Origin of the sequence: Stenotrophomonas sp. CFBP8980, assembly GCF_034046095.1 — a bacterium.
Taxonomy (GTDB): Bacteria; Pseudomonadota; Gammaproteobacteria; order Xanthomonadales; family Xanthomonadaceae; genus Stenotrophomonas; species Stenotrophomonas lacuserhaii.
In genome coordinates, this window is record NZ_JAXCXF010000003.1 from 119,255 (window position 1) to 145,778 (window position 26,524).

General features: G+C 67.3%; 26 protein-coding genes. 13 read left to right on the top strand and 13 right to left on the bottom strand.

Annotation, left to right across the window (positions count from 1 at the left end):
- Nucleotides 1-14 precede the first annotated feature (14 nt).
- On the top strand, nucleotides 15-356 hold the full coding sequence (locus SOM47_RS09000) for a hypothetical protein (RefSeq protein WP_192084283.1): 342 nt from the start codon (nucleotides 15-17) through the stop codon (nucleotides 354-356).
- Between the two features lie 3 nt (nucleotides 357-359).
- On the opposite strand, the gene SOM47_RS09005 is transcribed toward SOM47_RS09000, so the two are convergent.
- The gene (locus tag SOM47_RS09005) at nucleotides 360-974 is read right to left on the bottom strand and encodes a hypothetical protein (RefSeq protein ID WP_042612764.1); all 615 of its coding nucleotides are present in this window, start codon (nucleotides 972-974) and stop codon (nucleotides 360-362) included.
- A 318-nt stretch (nucleotides 975-1,292) separates the two neighbouring features.
- Between SOM47_RS09005 and SOM47_RS09010 the strand changes: the two genes are divergently transcribed.
- On the top strand, nucleotides 1,293-2,204 hold the full coding sequence (locus SOM47_RS09010; protein ID WP_192084284.1) for an oxygenase MpaB family protein: 912 nt from the start codon (nucleotides 1,293-1,295) through the stop codon (nucleotides 2,202-2,204).
- 67 nt (nucleotides 2,205-2,271) lie between these two features.
- Here the strand turns inward: SOM47_RS09010 and SOM47_RS09015 are convergent, their stop codons facing one another.
- Nucleotides 2,272-4,389 (bottom strand): M13 family metallopeptidase, encoded by a 2,118-nt coding sequence (locus SOM47_RS09015; RefSeq protein ID WP_192084285.1) that lies wholly within the window; start codon nucleotides 4,387-4,389, stop codon nucleotides 2,272-2,274.
- Nucleotides 4,390-4,694: 305 nt separating this feature from the next.
- On the opposite strand from SOM47_RS09015, the gene SOM47_RS09020 reads away from it, so the two are divergent.
- From SOM47_RS09020 to SOM47_RS09030, 3 genes are all read left to right on the top strand, one after another.
- Nucleotides 4,695-7,652 (top strand): EAL domain-containing protein, encoded by a 2,958-nt coding sequence (locus tag SOM47_RS09020; RefSeq protein WP_080335058.1) that lies wholly within the window; start codon nucleotides 4,695-4,697, stop codon nucleotides 7,650-7,652.
- A 185-nt stretch (nucleotides 7,653-7,837) separates the two neighbouring features.
- The gene (locus SOM47_RS09025) at nucleotides 7,838-8,647 is read left to right on the top strand and encodes a DODA-type extradiol aromatic ring-opening family dioxygenase (protein ID WP_320505377.1); all 810 of its coding nucleotides are present in this window, start codon (nucleotides 7,838-7,840) and stop codon (nucleotides 8,645-8,647) included.
- 115 nt (nucleotides 8,648-8,762) lie between these two features.
- The gene (locus SOM47_RS09030) at nucleotides 8,763-10,409 is read left to right on the top strand and encodes a Na+/H+ antiporter (protein WP_042612768.1); all 1,647 of its coding nucleotides are present in this window, start codon (nucleotides 8,763-8,765) and stop codon (nucleotides 10,407-10,409) included.
- Between the two features lie 111 nt (nucleotides 10,410-10,520).
- Here SOM47_RS09030 and SOM47_RS09035 read toward each other — a convergent pair whose 3' ends face one another.
- Complete coding sequence (locus SOM47_RS09035) at nucleotides 10,521-10,772, bottom strand: DUF3297 family protein (RefSeq protein WP_042612769.1); 252 nt, start codon at nucleotides 10,770-10,772, stop codon at nucleotides 10,521-10,523.
- Nucleotides 10,773-10,919: 147 nt separating this feature from the next.
- Here SOM47_RS09035 and SOM47_RS09040 point away from each other — a divergent pair, with 147 nt between their 5' ends.
- Nucleotides 10,920-11,462, top strand: coding sequence for a DUF6630 family protein (locus tag SOM47_RS09040; protein WP_042612770.1), 543 nt, complete (start codon nucleotides 10,920-10,922; stop codon nucleotides 11,460-11,462).
- 21 nt (nucleotides 11,463-11,483) lie between these two features.
- Here SOM47_RS09040 and SOM47_RS09045 read toward each other — a convergent pair whose 3' ends face one another.
- The 5 genes from SOM47_RS09045 to msrB form a co-directional block, all read right to left on the bottom strand.
- Complete coding sequence (locus tag SOM47_RS09045) at nucleotides 11,484-11,762, bottom strand: DUF4031 domain-containing protein (protein ID WP_042612771.1); 279 nt, start codon at nucleotides 11,760-11,762, stop codon at nucleotides 11,484-11,486.
- 17 nt (nucleotides 11,763-11,779) lie between these two features.
- Complete coding sequence (locus SOM47_RS09050; protein ID WP_042612772.1) at nucleotides 11,780-12,286, bottom strand: hypothetical protein; 507 nt, start codon at nucleotides 12,284-12,286, stop codon at nucleotides 11,780-11,782.
- A 63-nt stretch (nucleotides 12,287-12,349) separates the two neighbouring features.
- A complete protein-coding gene (motB, locus tag SOM47_RS09055; RefSeq protein ID WP_320505378.1) occupies nucleotides 12,350-13,312 on the bottom strand; it encodes a flagellar motor protein MotB in 963 nt (320 codons plus the stop codon).
- 3 nt (nucleotides 13,313-13,315) lie between these two features.
- Complete coding sequence (gene motA, locus SOM47_RS09060) at nucleotides 13,316-14,170, bottom strand: flagellar motor stator protein MotA (RefSeq protein ID WP_042612774.1); 855 nt, start codon at nucleotides 14,168-14,170, stop codon at nucleotides 13,316-13,318.
- A gap of 100 nt (nucleotides 14,171-14,270) precedes the next feature.
- Complete coding sequence (gene msrB, locus SOM47_RS09065) at nucleotides 14,271-14,738, bottom strand: peptide-methionine (R)-S-oxide reductase MsrB (protein WP_042612775.1); 468 nt, start codon at nucleotides 14,736-14,738, stop codon at nucleotides 14,271-14,273.
- Nucleotides 14,739-14,866: 128 nt separating this feature from the next.
- On the opposite strand from msrB, the gene SOM47_RS09070 reads away from it, so the two are divergent.
- Entirely contained in the window at nucleotides 14,867-15,277 is a 411-nt protein-coding gene (locus SOM47_RS09070; RefSeq protein ID WP_320505379.1) for a classical arabinogalactan protein 4, read from the top strand.
- 579 nt (nucleotides 15,278-15,856) lie between these two features.
- Here SOM47_RS09070 and SOM47_RS09075 read toward each other — a convergent pair.
- A complete protein-coding gene (locus SOM47_RS09075; protein WP_042614952.1) occupies nucleotides 15,857-16,336 on the bottom strand; it encodes an Lrp/AsnC ligand binding domain-containing protein in 480 nt (159 codons plus the stop codon).
- Between the two features lie 149 nt (nucleotides 16,337-16,485).
- Here SOM47_RS09075 and SOM47_RS09080 point away from each other — a divergent pair, with 149 nt between their 5' ends.
- Complete coding sequence (locus SOM47_RS09080; protein WP_320505380.1) at nucleotides 16,486-17,772, top strand: D-amino acid dehydrogenase; 1,287 nt, start codon at nucleotides 16,486-16,488, stop codon at nucleotides 17,770-17,772.
- Nucleotides 17,772-18,848: an alanine racemase gene (gene alr, locus SOM47_RS09085; RefSeq protein WP_320505381.1), complete on the top strand. Its 1,077-nt coding sequence runs from the start codon at nucleotides 17,772-17,774 to the stop codon at nucleotides 18,846-18,848. Before SOM47_RS09080 ends, alr begins: the two co-directional genes overlap by 1 nt.
- Before the next feature lie 91 nt (nucleotides 18,849-18,939).
- On the opposite strand, the gene SOM47_RS09090 is transcribed toward alr, so the two are convergent.
- Nucleotides 18,940-19,524, bottom strand: a complete 585-nt coding sequence (locus SOM47_RS09090; RefSeq protein ID WP_320505382.1) for a DUF3016 domain-containing protein — start codon at nucleotides 19,522-19,524, stop codon at nucleotides 18,940-18,942.
- Nucleotides 19,525-19,815: 291 nt separating this feature from the next.
- Here SOM47_RS09090 and SOM47_RS09095 point away from each other — a divergent pair, with 291 nt between their 5' ends.
- The gene (locus tag SOM47_RS09095; RefSeq protein WP_341850246.1) at nucleotides 19,816-21,756 is read left to right on the top strand and encodes a PAS domain-containing hybrid sensor histidine kinase/response regulator; all 1,941 of its coding nucleotides are present in this window, start codon (nucleotides 19,816-19,818) and stop codon (nucleotides 21,754-21,756) included.
- A gap of 45 nt (nucleotides 21,757-21,801) precedes the next feature.
- On the opposite strand, the gene SOM47_RS09100 is transcribed toward SOM47_RS09095, so the two are convergent.
- The gene (locus tag SOM47_RS09100) at nucleotides 21,802-22,065 is read right to left on the bottom strand and encodes a hypothetical protein (RefSeq protein WP_042614947.1); all 264 of its coding nucleotides are present in this window, start codon (nucleotides 22,063-22,065) and stop codon (nucleotides 21,802-21,804) included.
- Nucleotides 22,066-22,228: 163 nt separating this feature from the next.
- On the opposite strand from SOM47_RS09100, the gene SOM47_RS09105 reads away from it, so the two are divergent.
- The 3 genes from SOM47_RS09105 to SOM47_RS09115 are packed head-to-tail and all read left to right on the top strand — an operon-like array spanning nucleotide 22,229 to nucleotide 24,662.
- Nucleotides 22,229-23,287, top strand: coding sequence for a class I SAM-dependent methyltransferase (locus SOM47_RS09105; protein ID WP_192084293.1), 1,059 nt, complete (start codon nucleotides 22,229-22,231; stop codon nucleotides 23,285-23,287).
- A complete protein-coding gene (locus SOM47_RS09110) occupies nucleotides 23,284-23,985 on the top strand; it encodes a pseudouridine synthase (protein ID WP_042614945.1) in 702 nt (233 codons plus the stop codon). Before SOM47_RS09105 ends, SOM47_RS09110 begins: the two co-directional genes overlap by 4 nt.
- The gene (locus SOM47_RS09115) at nucleotides 23,982-24,662 is read left to right on the top strand and encodes an HAD family hydrolase (protein ID WP_320505383.1); all 681 of its coding nucleotides are present in this window, start codon (nucleotides 23,982-23,984) and stop codon (nucleotides 24,660-24,662) included. Before SOM47_RS09110 ends, SOM47_RS09115 begins: the two co-directional genes overlap by 4 nt.
- A 135-nt stretch (nucleotides 24,663-24,797) precedes the next feature.
- On the opposite strand, the gene fabB is transcribed toward SOM47_RS09115, so the two are convergent.
- Together fabB and fabA are read right to left on the bottom strand one after the other, a co-directional pair.
- Nucleotides 24,798-26,009, bottom strand: a complete 1,212-nt coding sequence (fabB, locus tag SOM47_RS09120) for a beta-ketoacyl-ACP synthase I (protein ID WP_042614943.1) — start codon at nucleotides 26,007-26,009, stop codon at nucleotides 24,798-24,800.
- Complete coding sequence (gene fabA, locus SOM47_RS09125) at nucleotides 26,009-26,524, bottom strand: 3-hydroxyacyl-[acyl-carrier-protein] dehydratase FabA (RefSeq protein WP_042614942.1); 516 nt, start codon at nucleotides 26,522-26,524, stop codon at nucleotides 26,009-26,011. The genes fabB and fabA overlap by 1 nt, the downstream gene beginning before the upstream one ends.

The following is a 26,524-nucleotide window of genomic DNA, read 5'->3' on the forward strand; positions in this document are numbered from 1 at the left end:
GGAAGGACCGTGCCATGCGTTATCTCACCACGCTGCTGAGTTGCCTGCTGTCGTTGTTCGGTTGCCAGGACAAGGTCACCAGCACCTCGATCACCCGCGTCAGCGAACAGGGTATCGACCAGCTGTTCAGCCGCACCTCGGTGCGCGCGGAAAGCGCGTCGTTCAACTGCGTCCGCAGCGCCAGCGGGCGCTGCTATTACCAGGTCTTCAAGGAAACCTGCGACAGCCAGCAGCGCTGCGAACGCGGCAGGCTGCAGGCCTTCGACATCCGCGCTGGCCACTCCCAGAAGCGCGAAGGCCTGCCGCAAGGCTTCAGGAGCTGCGTCAGCAGCAGCGCCAGCGTCCCCTGCCAGTAACCGTCAGAAGGCCGGTTGCAGGGTGAGGTCGCGGTGGCTGCTGGTTTCGCCGACGTGGTTGAGGCGGCCGACCAGTTCGCTGTGCTGCCGCATGCGCCCGATCTCGGTCATGATGCGGATGTCTTCGTGGCGCAGCTCACGCCGGCTGGTGACGGCCTGCTTGTAATCCAGCACTTCCGGATAGTGCTCGGCCATGCCCAGCGCATCGGCCACGCATTCCACGCTGTCGGCGCTGGAGGTGATGCGCGCGCGGCTGTTGAAGGCCTTCATCCAGCGTTCGAAACCGGCCTGCTGGTCGAACATGTTGGCCATGAACCAGATCACGAACAGGATCGAGACCCACGAACCGATGATGATCACCACGCGGGTGAAGGTGATATGGAAGTCATCGCGCCACAGGTAGTTGGCGATCAGGCCGAGGATGAGCAGGGAGGAGGCCTGCCAGCCGACGATGGAGGCCATCAGCCACTGGCATTTCGCCTGCGCCAGCACGGCGACCTCGTCGCGGATCTGCTGTTCGCTCATGCCGCGCCAATGGGCGACCTGTTTTTCGAACGGACTGTGGTACAGCTCGTTGTCGCGCAACAACAATCCTAGACCTTTGAACAAAGCAATCATGGCGGGCTCCCTGTTGGAACGTGCGGCGATGCGTTGAGCGGTGAGGCGGATTCAGTTCTAGCACTTCCAGCGAGGCGTGCAATAAGGGCGGCGCGAAGATCGCGGGGGCGGCCGGGATGAATACGTGGACAGCCGACGGGCGTGATGCGATGCAGCATCGGCGGAATGCCCTGCGACAAGATGTCGCAGTGGAAATCGTGCTGCGGCCGCACATCCTTGGCTGCGGCGGACAACGTGAGGCGTAAGGTCACCGCCGATGACCGACAATGGGCCGGAAACGCGCAATCTGCGCTGACCCGCCGAGTCCCGAGCCGCCGCATGTCTTCTCCGCTCTCTCCGCTGACCGCCCCGATCCGCCGCTGGGTACTGGACGCCTTCCCGCGCGGCCAGAGTGGCATCGACTATGACCACCCGGCGGGCGATCCTGGCTGGTTCGGGCCGGACAGCATGACCTGGCGGGTGCATGCCGAACTGCCTTCGATGCTGGCTGGTGGGCTGTGCGCGTTGATGCTTCAGCTGTTGCATCCGCGTGCGCTGGCCGGGGTGTATGACCATTCCAATTTCCGCGAAGACCTGGTCGGCCGGCTGCGCCGCACCACCGCGTTCGTGGCTGGCACCACCTACGCGCCGACAGCCGAGGTGGAAAAGCTGGTTTCGCGTGTGCGCCGCATCCATGCCAACGTGCGTGGCAGCGTGGATGGCGTGCCCTACGCGGCGGATGATCCGGCGCTGTTGACGTGGGTGCACGTGACCGAGGCCTATGGTTTCCTGCAGGGTTTCCGGCGCTACGGGCGTGCGGTGCCCGGGCCGCTGGCCGACCGTTACTACGATGAATACCGGCGCGTGGCCGAGGCCTTGGGCGCCACCGGCGTGCCGCGCAGCGAAGCCGACGTGGACGCTTGGTTCGCGCTGCAGCAACCGCAGCTGCGGCTGGATGAGCGGGCCCGCGAGGTGTTGCAGGTACTGCAGTCGGTGCGGCTGCCGGTACCGGTGCCGGGCCTCTCGCGCGATGTGTTCCTGGGCGCGGCGGCGGCCTTGTTGCCGCCCTGGGCAGGCGGGATGCTGGGGCACGGGACGAAGCAGCGACTGCAGGCGCGCGCTTCGATGCGCGTGCTGCAGGGCGCGGCGCCATTGTTCCGCCGCGCGCTGCCGGATGGCCTCGCCAGCCGCGCGTGTGCGCGGATGGGGGTCGGGGTGGAGGTGCTGAAGGTGTGGCCTGGGGGAGCGTGACGACTGACAGTCGTCACCCACCAGGCCGGATCACCCACCAGATCGGATCATCCACCAGACCTGCTGCTTACCAGACCTTGACGCGCTTTTCCGGGGCCAGGTACAGCTTCTGGCCTTCCTTGACCTCGAAGGCCGGATACCAGGCATCGAGGTTGCGCACGGTCAGCGCACGGAACTGGCCCGGCGCGTGTACGTCGGTCAGCAGGGAATTGCGCAGTGCCTGTTCGCGGCTCTTGCTGCGCCATGCCTGGGCAAAGCCGAGGAAGAAGCGCTGGTCCGGGGTGAAGCCTTCCAGCGTTTCGCCCGGCTTGCCCTGCAGCGACAGCTGGTAGGCATCGTAGGCGGTGCCGAGGCCGGCCACGTCGGCGATGTTCTCGCCCAGCGACAGGCGCCCGTTGACGTGCACGCCGGGGAACGGCTCGTAGCTGCTGAACTGTGCCGCCAGCGCGTCGCCGGCCGCGTTGAACTTCTCCAGGTCCTGCGGCGTCCACCAGTTGTGCAGCCGGCCGGTTTCGTCGAACAGCGCGCCGGCGTTGTCGAAGCCGTGGCTGATTTCATGGCCGATCACCGCACCGATGGCGCCGTAGTTCACCGCATCGTCGGCCGCACCGTCGAAGAACGGCGGCTGCAGAATGGCGGCCGGGAATACCAGGCGGTTTTCCAGTGGCACGTTCATCGCATTGATGGTCTGCGGCAGCATCGCCCACTCGCCGTGGTCCGGGGCCTTGCCCAGCTTGGCCAGGTTGCGCTGGTATTCGAACTGCTCGGCGCGCTGCGCGTTGCCGAGCGGATCATCGCGCTTGATCTCCAGGCCGCTGTAGTCACGCCAGCTGTCCGGGTAGCCCATGCCGACCTTCAGCCCCGCGACCTTGGCCTTGGCGCTGGCCTTGGTTTGCGGAGACATCCAGTCCAGTGCATCGATACGCTTGCCGAAGGCGGCGATGATGTTCTTCGCCATCTCGTCGGCACGTTCCTTGGTCTTGGCATCGAAGTGCTTTTCCACGTAACGCTTGCCGATGGCCTCGCCGATGGCATGGTTGGCATCGTCCACCGCGCGCTTCCAACGATCGCTCTGCTGCGGGGTGCCGCTCAGCGCGGTGCCATGGAAGGCGAAGCGCGCATCGGCGAACTTCTTCGGCAGGTAAGGGGCTGCGCGATCAAGCGCGTGGAAGGTCATGTAGTCCTTCCAGGCCTCCAGCGGCTCGGTGGCGACCAACCGCGACAGGCCGGCAACGGCCTTCGGCTGCCACACGATGAAGTCCTGCTGCTGCGACAGTCCGGACGCTTCCAGGAACGCAGCCCAGTCCATGCCGGGTGCCTTGGCGCTGAAGTCTTCGCGGGTCCACGGGTTGGCACCCTTGGCCACGTCGTTGGTTTCTTCCTGGGTGGCGTGCGCCTTGGCGATCCTGGTTTCCAGGGCGACGATGCGCTGCGCCTTGGCACCCGCATCGGCAACGCCGGCCAGGGTCAGCACCTGGCCGATGTATTCCTGGTACTGCCTGCGCAGCTCGGCCATGCGGCCATCGCCCAGGTAGAAGTCACGGTCCGGCAGGCCCAGGCCGCCCTGCACCAGGTAGGGCGCGGTGCGTGCCGGCTGCAGCAGGTCCACCGATACCCACAGGCCGAACAGGCGGTCGGTATAGAAATTGGTGGCATTGAGCAGGTCCACGTCGGCGCGCACGTCGGCACCCAGCGCCCGCGCCAAGGCGGCCTTGTCGGCCAGTGCGTCGATCGCCTGCAGCTGCGGCTGCACCGGCGCCAGCCCGCGCTGTTCAATCCCGGCTTCGTCCATGAAGGCGGCGTAGTAATCGCCGATCAGCTTGTCTTCGCCACTGGCCTGGGCGTTGTTGGCGGCACCTTCCAGGATGGCGCGGGTGTCGGCCTGGGTCTTTTCGGCGATCACGTTGAAGCTGCCGAAGCGCGAACGGTCGGCCGGGATTTCAGTGTTCTTGACCCAGGTGCCGTTGGCGAAATCAAAGAAGTTGTCGCCGGCGGCGATGCTGCGGTCCATGCCGTTGGCGTCGAAACCGAAACTGCCCAGCTGCGGCTTGGGCGCCTGCGCGGCCGCTGCCTGCTGCTGCGCAACGGGCGCGCTGGGCGGGGTGTCGCCGCTGCATGCAGCCAGCGAAAGGGACAGGCTGGCGGTGATCGCCAGCAGCAGGGGAGCGCGACGCAACGTGGGCATGAAGTACTCGGGCGACGGGAAACCGCCAGTCTAATCCCTGCTGGCGGGGCTGGTTGCAACGGCAACCGTACCGAAACCGGGGACGGCGTGTGCCGGATCTGGCTGAACAGGGTCGGGCACTCTTCCTGTCGTCATCGGCGTGATGCATGCTGCACGACGGGGCCGGGAGGAAGCGCGTTCGACGTGGTACCCCCGGAGAGTGCACAGCACGGTCAAGAAAGCCGATCCGCGGCCGCTTAGGTCTGGATCACAGGAAAACGTTAGCGCATGAGAGCACCAGGCCACCACAGCCGACGTTGCCATCGATGGCCGCACTGAGCCGCATGCTGGTTCGGCCGCAGCGTGCCCTGTTGTGGGGTGGAATGCTGCTCGGTCTGTTGTTCGCCGCCGGGCTGGCGACGATGCTGGCCAGTGACTTCCAGCGCCGGCAGGACGTTGCCCAGCGCCAGAGCCGCACCTTGGCCGTGGGCAGCCAGCGCCTGCTGTGGCTGGAGATGCGCAACCTGGAACGGGCGATGCAGGGCGTCGGCGCAGACGCTGCACAACTGTTCCGCAGCGTGCCCGAACAGGCACCGGAGCTGCTGGACCAGAACATCGCCGGCGTGCTGCACCGGCATGCCGAGCTGGACAGCGTCGTGGTGGTGGACCAGCACGGCCGCGCGCTGACCAGCGGCGTCGGCGACCTGCAGCTGCCGCTGTGGGTGGACGGGCAACGGCGTGGCAGTGGCAGTGACCTGTACCTGGGGCCGCCACAGCGACGCGACGGCTTGAACTGGGTGCTGCCGCTGGCCCTGCAGCTGGAACAGGACCGCTGGCTGCTGGTGCGCCTGCATACCAGTGAACTGCAGCGGATCATCGGCGGGCTGGATATCGGCACGCGTGGGGTGGTGTCGATCAGCGATGTGGAAGGCCATGTGCTGGCGCGCTCACCGATGGACGGCAACGTGGTGGGGCAGCGCTTCGGGTTGGCCCACCGCGAGACGCTGGGCAGTGATGCGGTGCGTTCGCTGGGCGTGGAAACCAGCCCGGTCGACGGGGTGGCGCGCATATCGGCGATGAGCACGCTGCATCAGTATCCGCTTGCGGTGTACGCCGGACTGGGCCACCGCGAAGTGCTGGCCGCATGGTGGCCTTACGTGTACGCCTCGGTGGCGATGTTGCTGCTGTACTGCGGGCTGCTGGCCGGCCTGGTGTGGGGAGTCGGCCGTGCAGCGCGGCGCCAGCATGTGCTGGCCGAGGAACTGCGCACCGGCCACGCCGAGCTGCTGCTGGCCCATCAGGTGGGTCATGTCTGCACCTGGCACGTGGATGAAGATGCCTGCCAGCTGCACTGGTCGCCGCTGGCCCGCGAGATCTTCGGCGTTGATGTCGATGCGCTGCCGTTGTCCGAGTTCTTCCAGCGCGTGCACCGCGAAGACGGCGTGCGCATGCAGGCGGCATTTGACCGGGCTTTCGCCGGTGATGCGGTGCTGGATGAGGTGTTCCGCATCGTGCTGCCGGGCGGCGACGTGCGCTGGGTGTCCGCACGCGGTCGGCGGGTGATGATCGGCGATCGCCAGCGGCGGATGATCGGTGCGATGACCGACATCAGCGAACGCTACCTGGCACGTGAGCGCGCCGACCAGGCCGAACGCCAGTTCCGCCTGCTGTTCGACCGCAATCCGGCGCCGTTCTGGGTGTTCGACCCGGATACGCTGCGCTTCCTGGAGGTCAACCAGGCCGCGGTCAGCCAATACGGCTATACCCGCGAAGAATTCCTGGCGATGAGCATCCTGGACATCCGGCCGCGCGAAGGCTGGGAAGAGATCCGCGGGGCGATCGCCGAAGCCCGCATCGGCGAGGTGCAGGACGCGAAAATCCGCCTGCACCAGCGCAAGGACGGCACTGTGTTCGAGGTGCGGGCGCATCTTTCGCGGCTGGATTTCGATGGACGCGCGGCTTGCCTGGTGCTCGCTGAAGACGTGAGCGAGCGCTTGGCCTACGAGCGTGAACTGGCCTACCACGCCAGCCACCATCCGCAGACCGGCCTGCTCAACACGCGGGCGCTGGCCGAAGCGTTGGACGAGTGTGGCGAAGGCTACACGGTGGCCTTCATCCAGTTGCGTGGGCTGCGGCTGATCTCCGATGCGTTGGGCAATGACATCGGTGATGCGGTGCTGCAGGCGATGGCCACGCGGCTGGGCGGGCTGGGCGCGCGGTTTGGCTGGCTGGCCTTCCAGCCGGCTGAAGACTTCGTGTTCGCCTTCAGCGATGCGCATGACGCGCAGAACGCGCTGGATGCGCTGGTGCAGATCGTGTCCGAGCCGGTGCGCGGGCAGGACTCGCTGCACCAGTTCGAGCCGAGCATCGGCGTGGCCGTGCACGCGCCCGGTGATGGGCTGGTGGCGGCGCAGGTGGTTGGCATGGCGGCGCAGGCCGCGCACAGCGCGCGCGCCGAAGGTGATGTGCTGGCGCGCTTCGACCCCAGCGTCAACGCGCGGCTGGCCGAGCGGCTGCGGCTGGCTGGCCGCATCCACAACGCCATCGATGCCGAGTTCGAGCTGTATTTCCAGCCGATCTGCCACGCCAGCGATGGCACGCCGGCCGCGCTCGAGGCGCTGCTGCGCTGGCCGCAGGCCGATGGCAGCTTCATCCCGCCGGGCGATTTCATCCAGCTGTGCGAAGACACCGGGCTGATCCTGGCGTTGGGGCGCTGGGTGATCCGTGCTGCCGCGCAGGCCCAGCGGCAACTGGTGGATGCCGGCTGGGCCGACCTGCCGATCGCGGTGAACGTATCGGCGGTGCAGTTCTTCAACAGCGACCTGGTCGGCGAGTTTGGCCGCGCGATGGAGGAGTTCGGGCTGGCACGCGGTGCGTTGCAGGTCGAGCTCACCGAGAGCAGCCTGATGCGCAAGCCGGCCCAGGCGATGCAGACCATGCAGCGGCTGCACGAACAGGGCATCTGCGTGTCGCTGGATGACTTCGGCACGGGTTTCTCCAGCATGTCCTACCTGCAGCACCTGCCGCTGGACATCCTGAAGATCGACCGCAGCTTTGTCGCCGATGTGGAGATCAATCCGCGCAATGCCTCGATCTGCCGCGCGCTGTTGTCGCTGGGCCACAGCATGGGCCTGACCATCATCGCTGAAGGCGTGGAGACGCCTGGGCAGTTGCAGTGGCTGGCCGCGCACGGTTGCGACCAGGTGCAGGGCTACCTGCTCGGCCGGCCGGCGCCGCTGAAGACGGTGATCGAGCGGCTGGACGCGGCGGAAGTGGTTCTGTAGCGCCGAGCCATGCTCGGCGGAATGCCTGCACCGCGCTTGGCGCTCGCCGAGCATGGCTCGGCGCTACCATCCTGCCGTTCGCATCTACGATTGTCTCTGCCCTGCAACAAACCGGTTCGGAGCACAGTATTTCTCGCGTGGGCTGCTGGCAATAAGCTGGCGCTGTGTCCTTCGAGGAGTCCGCCATGAGCCGCCTGCCCAGCCTGTACATCTCGCATGGTTCGCCGATGACCGCGCTGCAGCCCGGATTGGTCGGACAGCGGCTGGCCGAACTGGCGGCCGACCTGCCACGCCCGCGCGCCATCGTCATGGCCAGCGCGCACTGGCTGAGCGCGCATCCGCTGGTGGGCGCGCATCCGCTGCCGCCGACGATCCATGATTTCGGCGGCTTCCCGGAGGCGCTGTATCGCCTGCAGTACCCGGCACCGGGTGCGCCGGAGCTGGCGGCCCAGGTGCAGCAGCTGCTGCTGGATGCCGGCCTGCCGGCGCGCCTGGATCCCAGCCGCGGGCTGGATCACGGCGCCTGGGTGCCGTTGCGCTTCCTGTTCCCGGACGCTTCCATCCCGGTGGTGCCGCTGTCGCTGCAGCCGCAGCTGGGCCCGGCCCACCAGCTGGCGCTGGGCAGGGCGCTGGCACCGCTGCGCGAACAGGGCGTGCTGCTGGTGGGCTCGGGCAGCATCACCCACAACCTGCATGATTTCCGCCGTTACCAGGACGGCAAGGAAGCGCCCTACGTGCGGCCGTTCATCGGCTGGGTGGAGCAGCGCCTGGCCGCCGACGACGTGGATGCCCTGCTCGACTACCGGGCCCAGGCGCCGGGTGCCGCGCAGGCGCATCCCAGCGATGAACACTTGCAGCCGCTGCACTTCGCCATCGGCGCGGCAGGGGAGGGCGGGCTGGGGGCACGACGCATCGATGCGGGCATCGATGCCGGCATGCTGGCGATGGATCTCTACCGCTTCGACGGGGCCGGTGGTTTGCTGTCGCCCCGCTGAGTCCGCTCGCTGCAGGCGTGGGCCTGATCGCCGTGGTGTGCTAGTTTTTTCCGGTCACTGGCGCCTTGGTCGCACGGCCATCCTTCCCCCGTTGGCGCCGTCATCTGGATGATGCATGCACACCATTGAAGTGGTCCTGGCGATGCTGGTCGCCGTCGTGGCCAGCGGTTACCTGGTCCGCGTACTGCCGTTTTCGCTGCCCTTGCCGTTGGTGCAGATCGCGCTGGGCGCGGTGATTGCCGGTGTATTCAACCGCGGGCACGATCTCGACCCGGACATGTTCTTCCTGCTGTTCCTGCCGCCGCTGCTGTTCCTGGACGGTTGGCGCATTCCGAAGCAGGGTCTGTTCCGCGACAAGGGCGCGATCCTGGAACTGGCGTTCGGACTGGTTATTTTCACGGTGATCGGCGCCGGGCTGCTGATCCACTGGATGATCCCGGTGATGCCGCTGGCGGTGTGCTTCGCGCTGGCGGCGATCATCTCGCCGACCGATCCGGTGGCGGTGGGCGCGATCGCGTCGAAGGCGCCGATCCCCAAGCGGCTGATGCACATCCTGGAAGGCGAATCGCTGCTCAACGATGCCTCCGGCCTGGTCTGCTTCCGCTTCGCGGTGGCCGCGGTGATGACCGGTTCGTTCTCGCTGGCCACCGCCTCGATGACCTTCCTGTGGGTGGCTGCGGCCGGGCTGGCGGTCGGCGTGGCGGTGACCCTGGGGGTGTCCACCTTCCAGCGTTGGCTGTGGCGCCGCTTCGGCGAGGAGCCGGGCGCGGCGATGCTGGTCAACCTGCTGATTCCCTTCGCGGCCTATCTGCTGGCCGAAGAGATCAACGCATCGGGCATCCTCGCGGCAGTCGCGGCGGGCATCACGATGAGCTACGTGGAGCTGACCGGCCGCGTGTCCGGCAGCATGCGCGTGCAGCGTTCGGCGGTGTGGAACATGCTGCAGTTCAGCTTCAACGGCATCATGTTCGTGCTGCTGGGTGAACAGCTGCCGGGCATCGTGGAGCGTGCCGTGGCCACGATGAGCGAGAGCGGCCACCAGAGTCCGTGGTGGCTGGCGGTGTACGTGATCGTGATCAACCTGGCGCTGATCCTGCTGCGCCTGCTGTGGGTATGGCTGTCGCTGCGCTGGAACCTGCTGCGCGCGCGGCGTCGCGGCGACGAGCAGCGCCAGGCGCCGAACTGGCGGATCGTGGTGGCGACCTCGGTGGCCGGCGTACGCGGGGCGATCACCCTGGCCGGCGTGCTGACCCTGCCGTTGTTCCTGCCCAGCGGCGATCCGTTCCCGGCGCGTGACCTGGTGATCTTCCTGGCCGCGGCGGTAATCCTGTTCTCGCTGGTGGGCGCCAGCGTGGCCTTGCCGCAGTTGTTGAAAGGCCTGCAGCTGCCTGCTGATTCGGGCGAGCGCAAGGAAGAGGACGTCGCGCGCAAGTTGGCATCCAAGGCGGCGCTGGCCGGGGTGGAGCGGATGCGCCAGCAGCTGGTGCTGAACCAGACCACCGACAACGTGCAGCTGTACAACGATGCGGCATCACGGGTGAGCCTGCTGTACCAGCGCAACCTGGAAAAAGAGCATGGCCCGGATGCGGATCCGGAGAAGGTCAGGCGGATGGAACGCGGTTACCGCCAGCTGCGCGGCGCCGGGCTGACCGCCGAACGCGAGGAGCTGTTCCGGCTGACCCGTCGCGGACTGATCTCCGATGAGATATCACGCAAGTTGATCCGCAACCTGGACCTGCTGGAATCGCGGCAGAGGGAGTGAGGGCCAATGCCCTCACGGTAGCGCCGAGCCATGCTCGGCGGTTCTTGCCGCGGTGCCTGATACAGCCCGCCGAGCATGGCTCGGCGCTACCGTCGCGGCGCCGCGTTGGCCTCAGGCCTGCGGCTTCAGGTCGAGGTAGCGCACTTCGACGCTACCCTTGATCTTCAGCGTCATCGGGTTGCCGCGACGGTCGCGCGCCTTGCCGGCCTGCACGCGGATCCAGCCTTCGCTGACCGAATATTCTTCGACATCGGTGCGCTCGACATCATTGAAGCGCACGCCCACGCCGCGCTCCAGCGCCTGCGCATCGTGGTGGGGGCTGGCCGGGTTGATGGCCAGGTGGTCGGGAGGCGTATCGCTCATTTCAGGTTCACTGTGACGGCCACCAAGGCCGGCTTCATGGGGTGAAGGATACCTGTACGCGGCGCGCGACCCAACGCCGATGCTTCCGGCGGCGGCCGCCAGGCCTCAGAATGCGTGCCACAGCACCGTACCCGCAGGACCACGACCATGCCCGACAACAGCGATTATTTCGACTTCGAAGAAGACGCCCACGACTACGACGAGGACGATTTCGAGGCGCGTGCATGGAACCTGCTGGTGCTGATAAATCCCGGCGACGAAGAGCTGGCGCTGGCCCAGTTCAACCGCTGGCGCGAGCTGCTGGCCGAACAGGGCGAGCCGTTGGAGCCGGACAGCGACTGGATCCCGCCGTTGTTCACCGCGATCGGCTGGCAGAGCGGCTTCGAGGTGGAACGCGATGACCTGGAATCGCTGATGTCGGCGGTCAACGAGCTGTCGGCGCGCTTCAACCTGCAGGTGGACTGGGGCGGCGACCTGGACGACGAAGACTTCAGCATCGGGCTGGATGGCGTGCAGCTGATGTCCACCGCCTTCGACCGCCTGCGCGAGAACAATTACACGCTGTGGAGCGTGGATGCCGGCAGCGACGGCTTCACCGGCTGGATGGCACTGACCCGCGACGACGACGCGATGCTGGCGCTGTGTTCGCTGCTGAACGTGGAAGTGCGGCTGGGCAGCGATCCGTTCTGACCGGGCCGGATCCGGTGCCCGCTACTCGGGCTGGTACTGCGCGCGGGCGTTGGCGATCACCGCCTTGACCCGTTCGCGATCGGTATGCCGGGAAATCGGCTGCGCCCCGAGCGCGATGGCCTGCTCTCGAAGGGCCACGGTGACGTCGTAGTGCGCGCCGCTGGACTTGTTCTGGAAGGCGCGACGCGGGATGCCGAGCTGCGCGGCCATGGCATGCAGCTCGGCCAGGGTATCGGCCATCAGGTGGGCCCAGCGCTGTCCGCGCCAGGCCTGTACTGCGTCGTCGACGTAGACCGTCACCGGAGTCCCGGGGCCCTTCAGGCCTTCGGCTTGTCGTCGGCGTCGGCTTCGGTTTCCGCCTCTGCGTCTGCCGGAGCCTCGGTGGCTGCTTCGGCGTCGGCGACATCCTGTGCGGCCTCGCCTTCAGCGGCGTCTTCGGCGTCGATGTTGTCGAACTCGGCGGCCAGCTGGTCCAGGTACGCGTCGGCGTCCAGTTCCTTTTCGGCGGCCATGACCTTGATCAGTTCGCCCAGGCCTTCGGAGTACTGCAGGTCGACCTTGCGGCCTTCCTTGCCCTGCACGTTGGCCAGGTGCTTGAGCATGGCCAGCATCGGCATCGGATCATCCGCGTTGCCCATGGTCTGGCCGCCGATCGACAGCAGCCACTGGCGGCCCTGCAGGCCGATGGCCGCGACCACCTGGCCTTCTTCGTTGGTCAGCACGGCATGGTTCTGCACCTGCTGCTGGTCGCTCAGGCGGGCGAAGGCGCGCTTGGGCTGCTGCTTCTTGCGCTTGTCGCGCTTGGCTTTGGAAAGCTTGGACATGGTGGGAGTCTGCAAAAAGGGAAGACCGCCATTGTAATGGCCCGGCGCAGGGCGCGCTTGGCGCTACGGCGCGGCGTCAGGCACCACGGCCGGCGCCTGCGCAGCCTGCACGTCTGGATCGGCCACCGTGGGCGACAGCGCGACCGGCGAGCCGGCGCCTGCCAGCGCAGAAGCTTCGGCATCCCGGGTCATCACCACGATGCTGATGCGGCGGTTGATCGGGTTGGCCGGGTTGGCCTTGTCAAACAACACCGAAGAGGCCAGCCCGACCACGCGGGTGACCTTGGCCTCATCCAGTCCGCCGTCCACCAGCGCGCGGCGGGCCGCGTTCGCGCGGTCGGCGCTGAGTTCCCAGTTGCCGTAGCCGTGCTGGGTGCTGTACGCGGCGGTGTCGGTGTGGCCGGTCAGGCTGATCCGGTTCGGCACGTGGTTCAGGTAGTTCGCCAGTTCGCGCAGGATGGTCTGCGTATACGGCTTCAGTGCTGCCCCGCCGAGGTCGAACATCGGCCGGTTCTGCTTGTCCACGATCTGCACGCGCAGCCCTTCCGGGGTCAGGTCGAGCAGCAGCTGGTCCTTGAACGGTTCCAGCGCCTGGCTCTTGCTGATGGCCTCGGTGAGTTCCTGCATCAGCGCTTCCAGCTGCTTCTTTTCCTGCTGGCGCGAGTCGGGGTCGACGGCCTTGGGAATGCTTTCCTGCTGGTTCTGGAAGGGATCATTGCTGCTGCCGCGGCTGACATCGGCCGCCCCGCCCAGCTTGATCATCGAGGTGCTGGCGCCACCCGGCCCGGCCATGCCCGGCGCCGGGGTACTGCTCGTGCCGGACAACGGGCTGGGATTGCGGAAGTATTCTGAAATCGCGCCGCGTTCGGGCTTGCTGGTGGACGCCACCAGCCACAGCACCAGGAAGAAGGCCATCATCGCGGTGACGAAGTCGGCGTAGGCGACCTTCCACGAGCCACCGTGGTGGGCGGCGTGGCCCTTCTTCTTGACCCGGCGGACGATGACGGTGGGCTTGGTCTCGCTCATGGCTTACTTGACCGTCTTGAGGTGCTGCTCGAACTCGGAGAACGCCGGGCGCACGTCGGAAGGCAGCGTCTTGCGGGCGAACTCCAGCGCGATCTTCGGGTTGTAGCCGCGCAGGCAGGCCAGCAGGGCGGTCTTCACCGATTCGTAGATGCGGCTGTCCTGCTCGGCGCGCGCTTCCATCGCCGCGGCCATCGGGCCGACGAACCCGTAGCCCAGCAGGATGCCGAGGAAGGTGCCGACCAGCGCGCCGGCCACGTGCGCGCCGACTTCTTCGATCGGGCCGCCGATCGAACCCATGGTGATCACGATGCCCAGCACCGCCGCCACGATGCCGAAGCCGGGCAGGCCGTCGGCCACTTTGGTGATGACCTGCGATGGCGCCAGCGCTTCGGTATGGTGCTTGTCCAGCTCCAGCTCCAGCAGCGGTTCCAGTTCGTGCGGTTCAATGTTGCTGCCGATCATCAGGCGCAGGCAGTCGGTGATGAAGTCGACCAGGTGATGGTCGGCCTGGACCTTGGGGTAGTTGGCGAAAATGGGACTTTCGCCGGGCTTCTCCACATGGTCTTCCAGCGACATGAAGCCTTCGCGGCGGGCCTTGTTGAGCAGCTCGTACACCAGGCTGAGGACGTCGATGTAGTCCTGCTGCTTGTAGCGCGGGCCCTTGAACACGGCCACGCTGGCTTTCAGGGTCTGCTTGACGGTCTTTGCCGGGGTGCCGACCAGGAACGCGCCAACGGCGGCGCCGCCAATGATCACCAGCTCATACGGCTGCCACAGCGCGCCCAGTCGTCCGTGGGCGCCGAGATAACCACCGAGCACGCTGGCGATGACGACGAGGAAGCCAATGAGGATGAGCATGGACGCGACGCAGGGAGAGGGGGTATCTCCCTAACGGCGCGTTCACGCGGTTTCTGAAGAGGCAATGTGTGAAATCCGTCAGCGGGCTTGCCGCCGTGGATCAGCCGGCGGGTTCGGCTTCGGCGCCGCCCCGCTGCAGTGGATCGTCATAGGACGCGCCGTTTTCGGTGAACGAAAGTGAGACGGAGTTCAGGCAGTGGCGCTCGAAGGTGGGCGGCGGGCCGTCCGGGAAGACATGGCCGAGGTGGCTGCCGCAGCGGGCGCAGGTGATTTCGGTGCGGATCATGCCGTGGCTGATGTCGCGGATCTCGCGCACGTGTTCGGGGGCGAACGGGGCGAAGAAACTGGGCCAGCCGGTGCCGGAATCGAACTTGGTGCTGGAGCGGAACAGCGGCAGGGCGCACAGCCGGCAGCAGTAGACACCATCGCGTTTGTTGTCGAGGAACACGCCGCAGAACGGCGCTTCGGTGCCGTGCTGGAGCAGCACGCGGGCTTCGTCGGGGCTGAGCGAGGATTCCAGTGCCTGGCGCTGCGCGTCGGTCGGGGGCGTGAGGTCGAAGGCGCTCATGCGGTGTCTCCTGGGGGGGCTGCCTGCGGAGATGGGGGCGTGGGGCGGGGCATGCAAGCGTGGGCGCTGTTCATGGCAGGCACACGGGAGGCGGCGCACGCTGCGCTGAACTACTACCGGGGGCTGCCATGAAGCGTTCATTGATCCTGCTGTCTGCGTTGCTGGTGCCGGCGTTGGCATCGGCGCAGTTGGCGTCGCCGTCCAGCCCGACGGCAACCCGCAGTGCGACCACGGTGCGTCCGCCGCCGCCGCCGCCGGCTCCGCAGCCGCCGCGCGTGGTGCAGCCTGCGCCGCCGTCGCCGGTGCAGGCCCCACGACCGATTGCCAGCCCGCCGCCGGCGGCGGGGCCGATCCGCAGCACCGGGCCGGCGAAGGTGGTGGCGCCGCCGGCGAGCACGGCCCCGGCGAAGGTGTATGACCGCGATGGGCGGATCATTCCGGGGGTGAAGCCGGCGGGCCCGAACCGGGTGTTCGATTCGCGCACGGGGCGGTACCACGACAGCGTGCCGCAGGGTGCTGACGCCAGGATCAAGCCGTAGGGTTGGGTTTGTTTGTTTGTTTGTTTGCCGGGCTGCGTCCGGCACCTGCCTTTCAAGCCGAAGCAGGAGCAACTGCAACGGCTGCAGGGCTGTGTGTTGGCGGGGCGGGGTGGCTGTGCAGGACACGCCGTGAATCCGTCCATGGAGGCTCGCTTTTCGCATCCATGCGAAAAGACGGTCCTGCACAGCCACCCCGCCCCACCTTCGACAGGTCCATGGTGGCCATGGAACCTTCAGTGACCCATGGTCGGCGGCTTTGGGGGGAGGGATCTGATGGTTTCCGCCGACCATGGGTATGCCGGTCGTCCTGACCGGCACCCTGCGGGCCGTCGCAAGCGACGTTGGCAGCGGCTCCTGCCGCTGCCTTCGGCGCTACCGGTTTTCTTTTTTTTGCGCGGGCGGCGGCCACCGGAACCTGTCAGGGGGTCGGGCGGGGAGGCTATGCGGGGCCTTGAGCGGCAGGAGCCGCGAAGAGCTACATGGACGTACTTGCGCGTGCCCCGCATAGCCTCCCCGCCCGGCCCACCCCCAGCTCAAGCTTGAAAGCCACCCGCGAGGGGGTCTCACCCGTCCGGCCGATCAGTCCGGGATCGGCAGGCTCCAAGTCTCCTTGACCTCTTCCATCACGATGTAGCTCTTGGATTCGCGCACGTGCGGCAGGGTCAGCAGGGTGCTGCCCAGCAGCTTGCGGTACGAGGCCATCTCACTGATGCGCGCCTTCAACAGGTAGTCGAAATCGCCGGAGACCAGATGACATTCCAGCACGTTGGGCAGCTTCAGCGCGGCGCGACGGAACTCTTCGAAGATGTCGCCGGATTTGTACGCCAGGCTGATTTCAACGAACACCAGCAGGCTGGCTTTCAGCGCGCTCGGGTCCAGGTGGGCGTGGTAGCCGGTGACCACGCCTTCGCGTTCCAGGCGGCGTACGCGCTCGGTGCAGGGCGTGGTGGACAGGCCGACGCGTTCGCCCAGCTCGGTGAAGGAGATCCGGCCCTCGGCCTGCAGGATCCTTAGGATTTTCCTGTCAATTTTGTCCAGTTCGCGGGTGCGGGTGGCCACGGTGTCGCCCTGTGCAGATGGTTTTCAGGGAAATATGCTGCGCCGCTTTCATAAAACGCGCAAATTCGCTGGATCAGGCTGACTATACTTCTCTGATTATGGTCCCAGCGTGCTCCTGCGCAGGGAATTGATCGGGTTGGAGAGGTCTCATGCGCGTTCTCATCCTCGGCAGCGGCGTCATCGGCACCACCAGTGCCTGGTACCTGCGCCAAGCCGGTTTCGAAGTCACCGTGCTCGACCGCCAGCCGGGACCGGCACTGGAGACCAGTTTCGCCAATGCCGGGCAGCTGTCGTTCGGCTACACCTCGCCGTGGGCGGCGCCGGGCGTGCCGAAGAAGGCGATCGGCTGGCTGTTCGAAAAGCACGCGCCGCTGGCGATCCGCCCGGGCATGGACCTGGCCCAGTACCGCTGGCTGTGGCAGATGCTGCGCAACTGCACGCAGGAACGCTATGCGATCAACAAGGCGCGCATGGTGCGCATGTCCGAGTACAGCCGCGACTGCCTGAACCAGCTGCGTGCCGAGACCGGCATCGACTATGAAGGGCGTGACCTGGGCACTACCCAGCTGTTCCGTACCCAGCAGCAGCTGGACGCTTCGGCGCAGGATATCGAGGTACTGGCGCAGTATGGCGTGCCGTACGAGGTGCTGGACCGTGCCGGCATCATCGCCGCCGAACCGGCGCTGGCCCACGTGGACGGGCTGGTCGGCGCGCTGCGCCTGCCGCGCGACCAGACCGGTGACTGCCAGTTGTTCACCCGCCGGCTGGCCGCGATGGCGGCCGCGGCCGGCGTGGAGTTCCGCTACGACGTGGATATCGCCGGGGTAGAGCACGAAGGCGACCGCATCACCGGCGTGCGCGTGGACGGCAAGCTGGAAACCGCGGATCACTACGTGGTGGCCCTCGGCAGCTATTCGCCGGCGCTGGTGGCTCCGCTGGGGCTGGACCTGCCGGTGTACCCGCTGAAGGGCTACTCATTGACCCTGCCGATCACCGACCCGGCGATGGCGCCGACGTCGACCATCCTGGACGAAAGCTACAAGGTGGCGGTCACCCGCTTCGACAACCGCATCCGGGTTGGTGGGATGGCCGAAGTGGCCGGCTTCGACCTGTCCCTGTCGCCGCGGCGCCGGCAGACGCTGGAGCTGGTGGTGCGTGACCTGTACCCGAAGGGCGGCGATCCATCGCGCGCCGAGTTCTGGACCGGACTGCGCCCGGCAACGCCGGACGGCACGCCGGTGATCGGCGCCACGCCCTTGCGCAACCTGTTCCTCAACACCGGACACGGCACCCTGGGCTGGACCATGGCGTGCGGGTCCGGCCGTTACCTGGCCGACCTGATGAGCGCGCGCCAGCCGCAGATCAGCACCGAAGGCCTGGATATCTTCCGCTATGGCGGCAAGCGCGCTGCGGACGCGCACGCGGGGCGCCGCTGATGCGCCCTGCACGTGCGTTGATCGACCTGGATGCGCTGCGTAGCAACTACCGCCTCGCGCGCGCGCTGGGCGGTGGCAAGGCGTTGGCGGTGGTCAAGGCCGATGCCTACGGCCACGGTGCGGTGCGCTGCGCGCAGGCGCTGCAGAGCGAAGCCGATGGCTTCGCGGTGGCGACCATCGAAGAAGCGCTGGAACTGCGTGCGGCCGGTATTTCCGCCCCGATCCTGCTGCTGGAAGGCTTCTTTGAAGCCAGCGAACTGCCGTTGATCGCCGAACACGGGTTGTGGACCGCCGTGGGTTCGCCGTGGCAGGTCGAGGCGCTGGCCGCCTTCGATCGTCCGCTGGCACTGACGGTATGGCTGAAGCTGGACAGCGGGATGCATCGGCTCGGGCTGGACCTGGATGCCTTCCGCGCCGCGCATGCACGCCTGTCCGCGCTGCCGCAGGTCGGTCGCATCGTCATGATGACCCACTTGGCGCGTGCCGATGAACTGGACAGCGGACGCACCCACGAACAGGCGGCGCTGTTTGCTACGGCGACGGCCGGGCTGGCCGGCGAGACCAGCATCTGCAATTCGCCGGCGTTGCTGGGCTGGCCGGATGTGCGCAGCGATTGGGTGCGTCCGGGCCTGATGCTGTACGGCGCCAACCCGCTGGCGGTTGATTCCACGGTGACCGCGCGCCTGCGTCCGGTGATGAACATGCGTTCGAAGGTGATCGCCGAACGCTGGATCGAAGCGGGCGAGCCGGTCGGCTACGGCGCACGCTTCGTGGCCAACCAGCGAACCCGGGTGGGCGTGGTGGCGATGGGTTATGCCGACGGTTATCCGCAGTTCGCGCCGAACGGCACGCCGGTGGTGATCGACGACCAGCCGGGCGTGCTGATCGGCCGGGTGTCGATGGACATGCTGACCGTGGATCTCACCGCACACCCGCAGGCGGGGGTGGGTAGCGAGGTGCAGCTGTGGGGCGGGCAGGCGCTGAGCCTGGCCGAGCTGGCGCCGCGTTGTGGGGTCAGCGCTTACCAGCTGCCGTGCGCGGTGAAGCGCGTGCGCCGGGAGTATGTGGAGGGGTGAGGGGGAGGGGAGAGGAAGAGCGTGACGACCAACGGTCGTCACCCACCTCACCCACCAGGCCTCGGTCGTCACCCACTCCAGGGAGCGGTCATCATCCAGCGGACGGGTTGGCAGCGATCCGCTTGGCCAGGTCGCGGCGCACCCAGTCGTCGATCAGCTTCTTCTCGTAACGCAGTGGGTCGCTGCTGCTCTGCATGCCGGTGCTGCCATGCAGGAAGCCGGAATCGCGCAGCGCGGCTTCCCCCTGGTCCAGCACTTGGCCGCCCGCGTCCTTCAGTGCGTACTGCAGGGTGATCCGCGGCGGGTAGATGTCGCGCATGATCCGGATGTCGCTGGCACGCGGACCGTGCCACGGTTCGAAATCGCCTGCGCGCTTGATGTCGACGAAGGTGATGTCCAGCGTCTGGCCGGGCTGCAGGGTCTTCTCCGCGGTTTTGCGCGCGTACTCGGCCAATTGATGAACCCAGTTGCCGCGCTCGGCCTCGAAGCGGTTGGTGCTGTTGCGAAGCTCGGTGAAGGTCTTGGGGTCGTTCCATCGCACGCTGACCGGGCCGGACGCTTCAAGCGCGCGCGGCGCCTGCGGATCGGTCACGGTGCGCGGGGCGGCCAGTGCGGCACCGGCGGAGGTGGCGAGCAGGACTGCCAGCAGCAGGCTGCGTAGTGAAAGGCGGCTCATGGCAGGCTCCTGCGCCGTGTGGCAGCGCTGTAAGTGTGGCCACCAGTGTGGTCCTGCCTGGCGCGCCGGACAAGCGGCACTCCAGCACGCCCGGGCTTGCGCTTACGGGAAGTTCATCACGCCGCGCATGACGCCCGGCGCTTGACGCTGCGAATACGCAGTCTGGACCATGCTGTATATATTGCTACCCAGTGGCCCAAGCCCTTGTCCCCTGTGAATTCGACCCTGGAAGCCCTGCCCGCACACGCCGCCGCAGGTGGCGGAAGCCTGTACCAGCACGCGCTGGAGCGCATGCATGCGGGGTTCTGCGTGATCAAAGTCCTCTTCGACGAGCAGGACCATCCCGTTGACTATGTGTTCCTGGAAGTGAATCCAGCGTTCGAACGTCATACCGGGCTGGTGGATCCGGTCGGGCGGCGGATGAGCGAGCTTGAACCCAACCACGAGAAGGACTGGTTCACCATCTACGGGCACGTAGCGCGTACCGGTGAGGCGACCCAGTTCGAACTGGAAGCCAAGGCGCTGGGCCGGGCCTATTCGGTGGATGCCGTGCGGGTGGGGGTCGAGGGCGATGACACGGTCGCGGTGCTGTTCTTCGATGTGAGCGCACGCAAACGGATGGAAGGCGAACTGGGCGAAAGCGAGGCGCGCTTCAGTGCCCTGGCAGACGGCCTGCCGATGCCGGTCTGGGTGCTGGACGAGCAGGGTCACTCGCGCTTCGTCAACAGTGCCTTTACCGAGTTCTTCGGCGGTGATGAAAACCGGGTGCCGGAAGATGTCTGGCGCGGGCTGGTGCATCCCGATGATGCCTCGGTGTTCGAGCACGAACTGCGCGGCGCGCTGAGTGCGCAGCGTTCGATGAATGCCCTGGTGCGTGCCCGGCGCGCCGACGGCGAGTGGCGCTGGCTGGAGATGAACGCCCGGCCGCGTTTTTCGCGCAATGGGCACTTCGTTGGTTTGGCCGGCAGCAGCCCGGACGTGACCGAACGACGCGACATCGAACTGGCACGCGAAGAGCTGCTGCAGTCCGAGCGCACCGCGCGCGCCGCAGCGGAAAACACCGCGCGCCTGAAGGACGAGTTCCTGGCCACCCTGTCCCACGAGCTGCGCACGCCGCTGACCACCATCCTGGGCTGGAGCGAACTGCTGCTGCAGCGGGTGGAACCGGACAGTCCACTGCGCAAGGGCCTGGGCGTGATCGCCAGCAGCGCCAATGCGCAGAAGCGGCTGATATCGGACATGCTGGACCTGAGCAGCATGCTGCTGGGCAAGGTACAGCTGGAAGTGGAAGTGCTGGACCTTGCCGAGCAGCTGCGCCAGGCAATGGGCGCGCAGGAGCTGGTCGCCGAGGGCAAGGCGCTGGACGTGACCGTGGACGTGCCGGACCGTCCGTGCCTGGTGCTCGGCGATGCCACCCGGATGCAGCAGGTGCTGTGGAACCTGCTGTCCAATGCGATCAAGTTCACCCCGGCCGAAGGCTCGATCACGCTGCGGCTGGAGGACCTGCCGGAGGGCTGGCAGGTGACGGTGCAGGACAGCGGCGATGGCATCGCACCGGAGTTCCTCAATCATCTGTTCGGCCGCTTCCGCCAGGCCGATGGCACCACCACCCGCCGCCATGGCGGGCTGGGGCTGGGCCTGGCCATCGTGCAGCAGCTGGTGGAGCTGCACGGCGGCACCGTGGCGGCGGCCAGCGAAGGCCACGGCTGCGGCGCGACGTTCACCGTGCGCCTGCCGCGCTATTCGCCCGACCAGGGTTCGCGCCCACTGCGTGAAGTGATCAGTGGCGGCCCGATCATCGAGCGCATCGTCGAACCGTATCCGCTGCGCGGCCTGCATCTGCTGGCGGTGGAAGACCAGGTCGAAGTCCTTGAGTACCTGCGTCGCATGCTGGAAGAGCAGGGTGCAGCGGTCACCTCGGCATCGTCTGCCGGCGAAGCGCTGGCGCTGCTGGACGAGAACCGGCACCAACGCTTCGACGTGCTGCTGACCGATATCGGCATGCCGGGAATGGACGGCTATGGACTCATCCGCACGCTGCGCGAGGACATGGGCGTGGACGCCGATGCACTGCCCGCGGTGGCGGTGACCGCGCTTGCCCGCGCTGATGACCGGCGTCGCGCACTGGCATCGGGTTTCCAGGAGCATGTGGCCAAGCCGTATTCGGTGGCCCAGCTGGTGGCGGCGGTACGCCACGTGCAGGCCAGCGGCGAACGCACCGCCCTGCATTGAACTGGCTGAAGCAGTGAGCCGGGGACCGCCCGGCCCACGCATGAATCAGTGTTCGAACAACGAAGCCTCGGCCTCGAAACGGCGCTCGTAGGCACGTTCATCGGCAACCCGGCTGACTTCCTCGTCCGTTATGTCCGGCGCCCCGTAGACCGCATAGGCCACGGTGCCATCGCGGGTCTTGCCGACCTGGTGCAGCCGGTAGCGGGAGTGGCCGCCACCGGTGTCCTCCGGGTAGTGCACCGGGGGCTGGCTGCCCTCCAGGTCCATTTCGCTGTTGTCGACCACGCCACCGACGAACAAGGCACGCATTCGATATCTCCAGAGCTGGGATGGGTCCGCTTACCCTGACCGCTGGGACGTTCGGGCGGCATCAAGGGGATGTTCGGTTTTCGCAAAGCGCTCCGGCACGGGGGCGGTGGCGCCGAGCCGGTACAATGGACGCCCCCTGAAGATTCCAAGGCTTACGTGCCCGATGGCCGCCCGCGACGACGCTCCCCTGCAGACCCTGTTCCTGCCGCTCTCCCAAGGCCTGCTGCGCTGGCCGGAAGGCCCGGTCGCCTTCCTGCGGGCGCGTGACGGATGGCCGCTGCGCGAACAGGCGCAGGGCCGCGAAGTGGTCTGCGAGCAGAGCTTCGCACCGTTCGCCAAGGCGCTGGAATCGGCCGGGCTGGAGGTGTCCGCCGAGCTGGGCGCTGACCAGGCGGGCCGTTTCGGGCTGGTGCTGGTGCTGCCGCCGCGTCAGCGCGACGAAGCCCGCGCGCTGTTCGCCCGCGCCCTGCAGTTGGTGGCGCCGGGTGGCACGATCGTCGCCTGCCAGCACAACGACGAGGGCGCGCGCTCCGGCGAGGGCGACTTCAAGCAGCTGACCGGCCTGGGCGGCAGCCTGACCAAGAACCATTGCCGGGTGTACTGGAGCGCGCCGGCGCAGGGCCAGCACGATGTCGAACTGGCCAGCCGCTGGGCGAGCCTGGACGCCCCGCGCAGGATCCTCGGCGGACGCTTCACCAGCCGTCCGGGTGTGTTTGCGTGGGACCGCACCGATCCGGCATCGGTGCTGCTGGCGGAAAACCTGCCGGCCGACCTGGCCGGGCGTGCCGCCGACCTCGGCGCCGGCTACGGCTACCTGTCGCGTGAGCTGCTGGAGCGCTGCCCAAAGATCACCGCACTGGACCTGTACGAGGCCGAAGGCCGCGCGCTGGACCTGGCACGGGTCAACCTGGCCGAGCCGCCGCGTGCGCTGCCGCTGCGGTTCCTGTGGCAGGACGTGACCGCCGGGATCGAGCCCGGCTACGACGTGATCATCAGCAATCCGCCGTTCCATACCCCTTCGCGCGAGAACCGCCCGGACATCGGCCAGCGCTTCATCGCGGTGGCGGCGCAGGCGCTCAAGCGCGGCGGGCGCCTGTTCGTGGTGGCCAACCGCCACCTGCCGTACGAGAACGTGCTCAATGACAGCTTCGGCACGGTGCGGGTGCTGGCCGAACGCGATGGCTTCAAGCTGATCGAGGCGGTGCGCGGAGGCAGCCGGTGAAGCTGGTCAAGCTGATCGCCAACCTGGGGTACGGCAGCCGCAAGCAGGTGCAGTGGATGTTCCGCGAAGGACGCATCACCGATGCCGATGGCGAGGTGCTTTATGCCGACGACCAGGTGGCCCATGAAGCGATCCGCGTCGATGGCGAGCCGCTGGATCCGCCGGTCGGCCTGACCATCGCCCTGTACAAGCCGCGCGGGGTGACCTGTTCGATCAAGGACAAGGGGCGGCTGGTCTATGACCTGCTGCCCTCGCGGTTCCGCGACCGCGATCCGGTGCTGTCCACCGTGGGCCGGCTGGACCGCGATACCAGCGGGCTGCTGCTGATGACCGACGACGGTGGCCTGCTGCACCGGATCATCTCGCCGAAGTCCAAGCTGCCCAAGGTGTACGAGGTGGAGCTGGCCGAGGACCTGCGCGGTGACGAGGTGGCGCTGTTCGCCAGTGGCACGCTGATGCTGGAATCGGAGAAGACGCCGCTGATGCCGGCCGAGCTGGACGTGCAGGGGCCGCGCAACGCGCGCCTGGTGCTGCATGAAGGCCGTTACCACCAGGTGCGGCGCATGTTCGCCGCGACCGGCAACCACGTCCAGGCCCTGCATCGCAGCGGCGTGGGTGGGCTGGGCCTGGAAGGACTGGAAGAGGGCCAGTGGCGCCAGTTGGCCGCTGCCGACCTGGAGACCCTGTTCGCACCGTGAGCACGATCCCTGCCTTGCCGTTCCGCCCGGATGCGGTGATCTTCGACATGGACGGGCTGATGATCGACAGCGAACGGGTGTCGATCGCGTGCTGGAGCGAGGCGGCGCTGACGCTGGAGATCGCGTTGCCGGAAGGCTTCTTCCTGCACATGGTGGGGCTGGGCGAGCGGGATTGCCTGCAGCTGCTGCAGCGTCACATCGACGACGGCGCGCGCATCGATGCGCTGCTGGCCCACTGCCACGCGCTGTACGACGCGCGCACGCATGACGGCCTGCCGCTGCGTCCGGGCATCCTGGAACTGCTGGAACTGCTGAAGGAGCGCGGTATGCCACGCGCGGTGGCTACGTCGACGCGGCAGCCGCGTGCCAGCCGCAAGCTGGCGGCCAGCGGCCTGCTGGATTACTTCGATGCGGTGGTGACCAGCAGCGACGTGCAGCATCCCAAGCCGGCGCCGGACATCTACCTGCTGGCCGCACAGCGGCTGGGCACCGATCCCGCGCGCTGCTTGGCACTGGAGGATTCACCGACCGGAACGCGTGCTGCGCTGGCGGCTGGGATGACGGCCATCCAGGTGCCGGACCTGGTGCATCCGGATGCGGCGGTGCGCGCGCTGGGGCATCGCATCGTGGAGTCGCTACATGATGTGCGCGCGCTGTTGGTGCCGCTGTTGCGGTAGCGCCGAGCCATGCTCGGCGAGCGCAGCAGTGCGCGTGACGGCCAGCGGCCGTCACTACAAGTTGCTGCGGTCAAAAGGTAGCGCCGAGCCATGCTCGGCGAGCGCAGCGGCGGGGATGACGGCCAGCGGCCGTCACTACATCATCCGGCCGAACACCAGCGCGGCGTTGGTGCCGCCGAAGCCGAAGCTGTTGGACATCACCGTGTCCAGCTTCTGCTCGCGGCTTTCGCGCACGATCGGGAAACCTTCCACCTTCGGATCCAGTTCGGTGATGTTGGCCGAACCGGCGATGAAACCATCGCGCATCATCAGCAGGCAGTAGATCGCCTCGTGCACGCTGGCAGCGCCCAACGAATGGCCCGACAGCGCCTTGGTCGAGGACAGCGGCGGAATCGATTCGCCGAACACCTCGCGGATCGCGCCCAGTTCGGTGACATCGCCCAGCGGCGTGGAGGTGCCATGGGTGTTGAGGTAATCCAGGGGGCGGTCCACCTTCTCCATCGCCATCTTCATGCAGCGCACCGCGCCCTCACCGGACGGGGCGACCATGTCGGCACCATCGGAGGTGACGCCGTAGCCGATCAGCTCGGCGTGGATCGTGGCACCGCGCGCGATGGCGTGGTCGTAGTCTTCCAGCACCAGCATGCCGCCACCACCAGCGATGACGAAGCCGTCGCGGTCCTTGTCGTACGGACGCGAGGCGGTGGCCGGAGTCTCGTTGAAACTGGTCGACAGCGCGCCCATCGCATCGAACATCACGCTCATCGACCAGTGCAGGTCTTCACCGCCGCCGGCCAGCATGATGTCCTGTGCGCCGTGGCGGATCAGGTCGGCCGCCGCACCGATGCAATGCGCCGAGGTGGCGCAGGCCGCAGACAGCGAATAGCTCAGGCCCTTGATCTGGTAAGCGGTGGCCAGGCAGGCCGAGACCGTGCTGCACATCGTGCGCGGCACCATGTACGGGCCGACCTTGCGCACGCCCCGGCTGCGCAGGATGTCAGCCGCTTCCACCTGCCATTCGCTGGAGCCACCACCGGAACCGGCGATCAGGCCGGTACGCGGGTTGCTCACCTGCTCCGGGGTCAGCCCGGCATCGGCGATGGCATCGCGTGCGGCGATGTAGGCGAACGCCGAAGCATCGCTCATGAAACGCTTCAGCTTGCGGTCGATCTGCGCATCCAGGTCCAGGTCGACGCGGCCGCCGACCTGGCTGCGCAGCCCGGCTTCGGCGTGGTCGGTCAGGTAGCTGATGCCGGCCTTGCCGGCGCGCAGGTTGGCCGACACCGTGTCCAGGTCGTTGCCCAGGCACGAGGTGATGCCCATTCCGGTAATGACGACGCGACGCATCAGAAGTTCTCGGTGGAGGTGAAAAGGCCCACGCGCAGATCCTTGGCGACGTAGATTTCGCGGCCATCCACCAGCATGCGGGCGTCGGCCTGTGCCATCACCAGCTTGCGGTTGATGACGCGGGTGATGTCGATCTCATAGCTGACCAGCTTGGCGTCCGGCAGTACCTGGCCGGTGAACTTCACATCGCCACAGCCGAGCGCGCGGCCGCGGCCGGGTGCGCCCAGCCAGGTCAGGAAGAAGCCGGTGAGCTGCCACATCGCATCCAGGCCCAGGCAACCGGGCATCACCGGATCGCCGATGAAATGGCAGTTGAAGAACCACAGGTCCGGACGGATATCCAGTTCGGCGCGTACCATGCCCTTGCCATGCGGACCGGCGTCGTCGCGGATGTCGGTGATGCGGTCGAACATCAGCATCGGGTCGTTGGGCAGGCGCCCGGCGCTTGCGCCGAACAGTTCACCGCGGGCGCTGGCCAGCAGCTGGTCGCGGTCGAACGCGTGGAGACGAGTCAT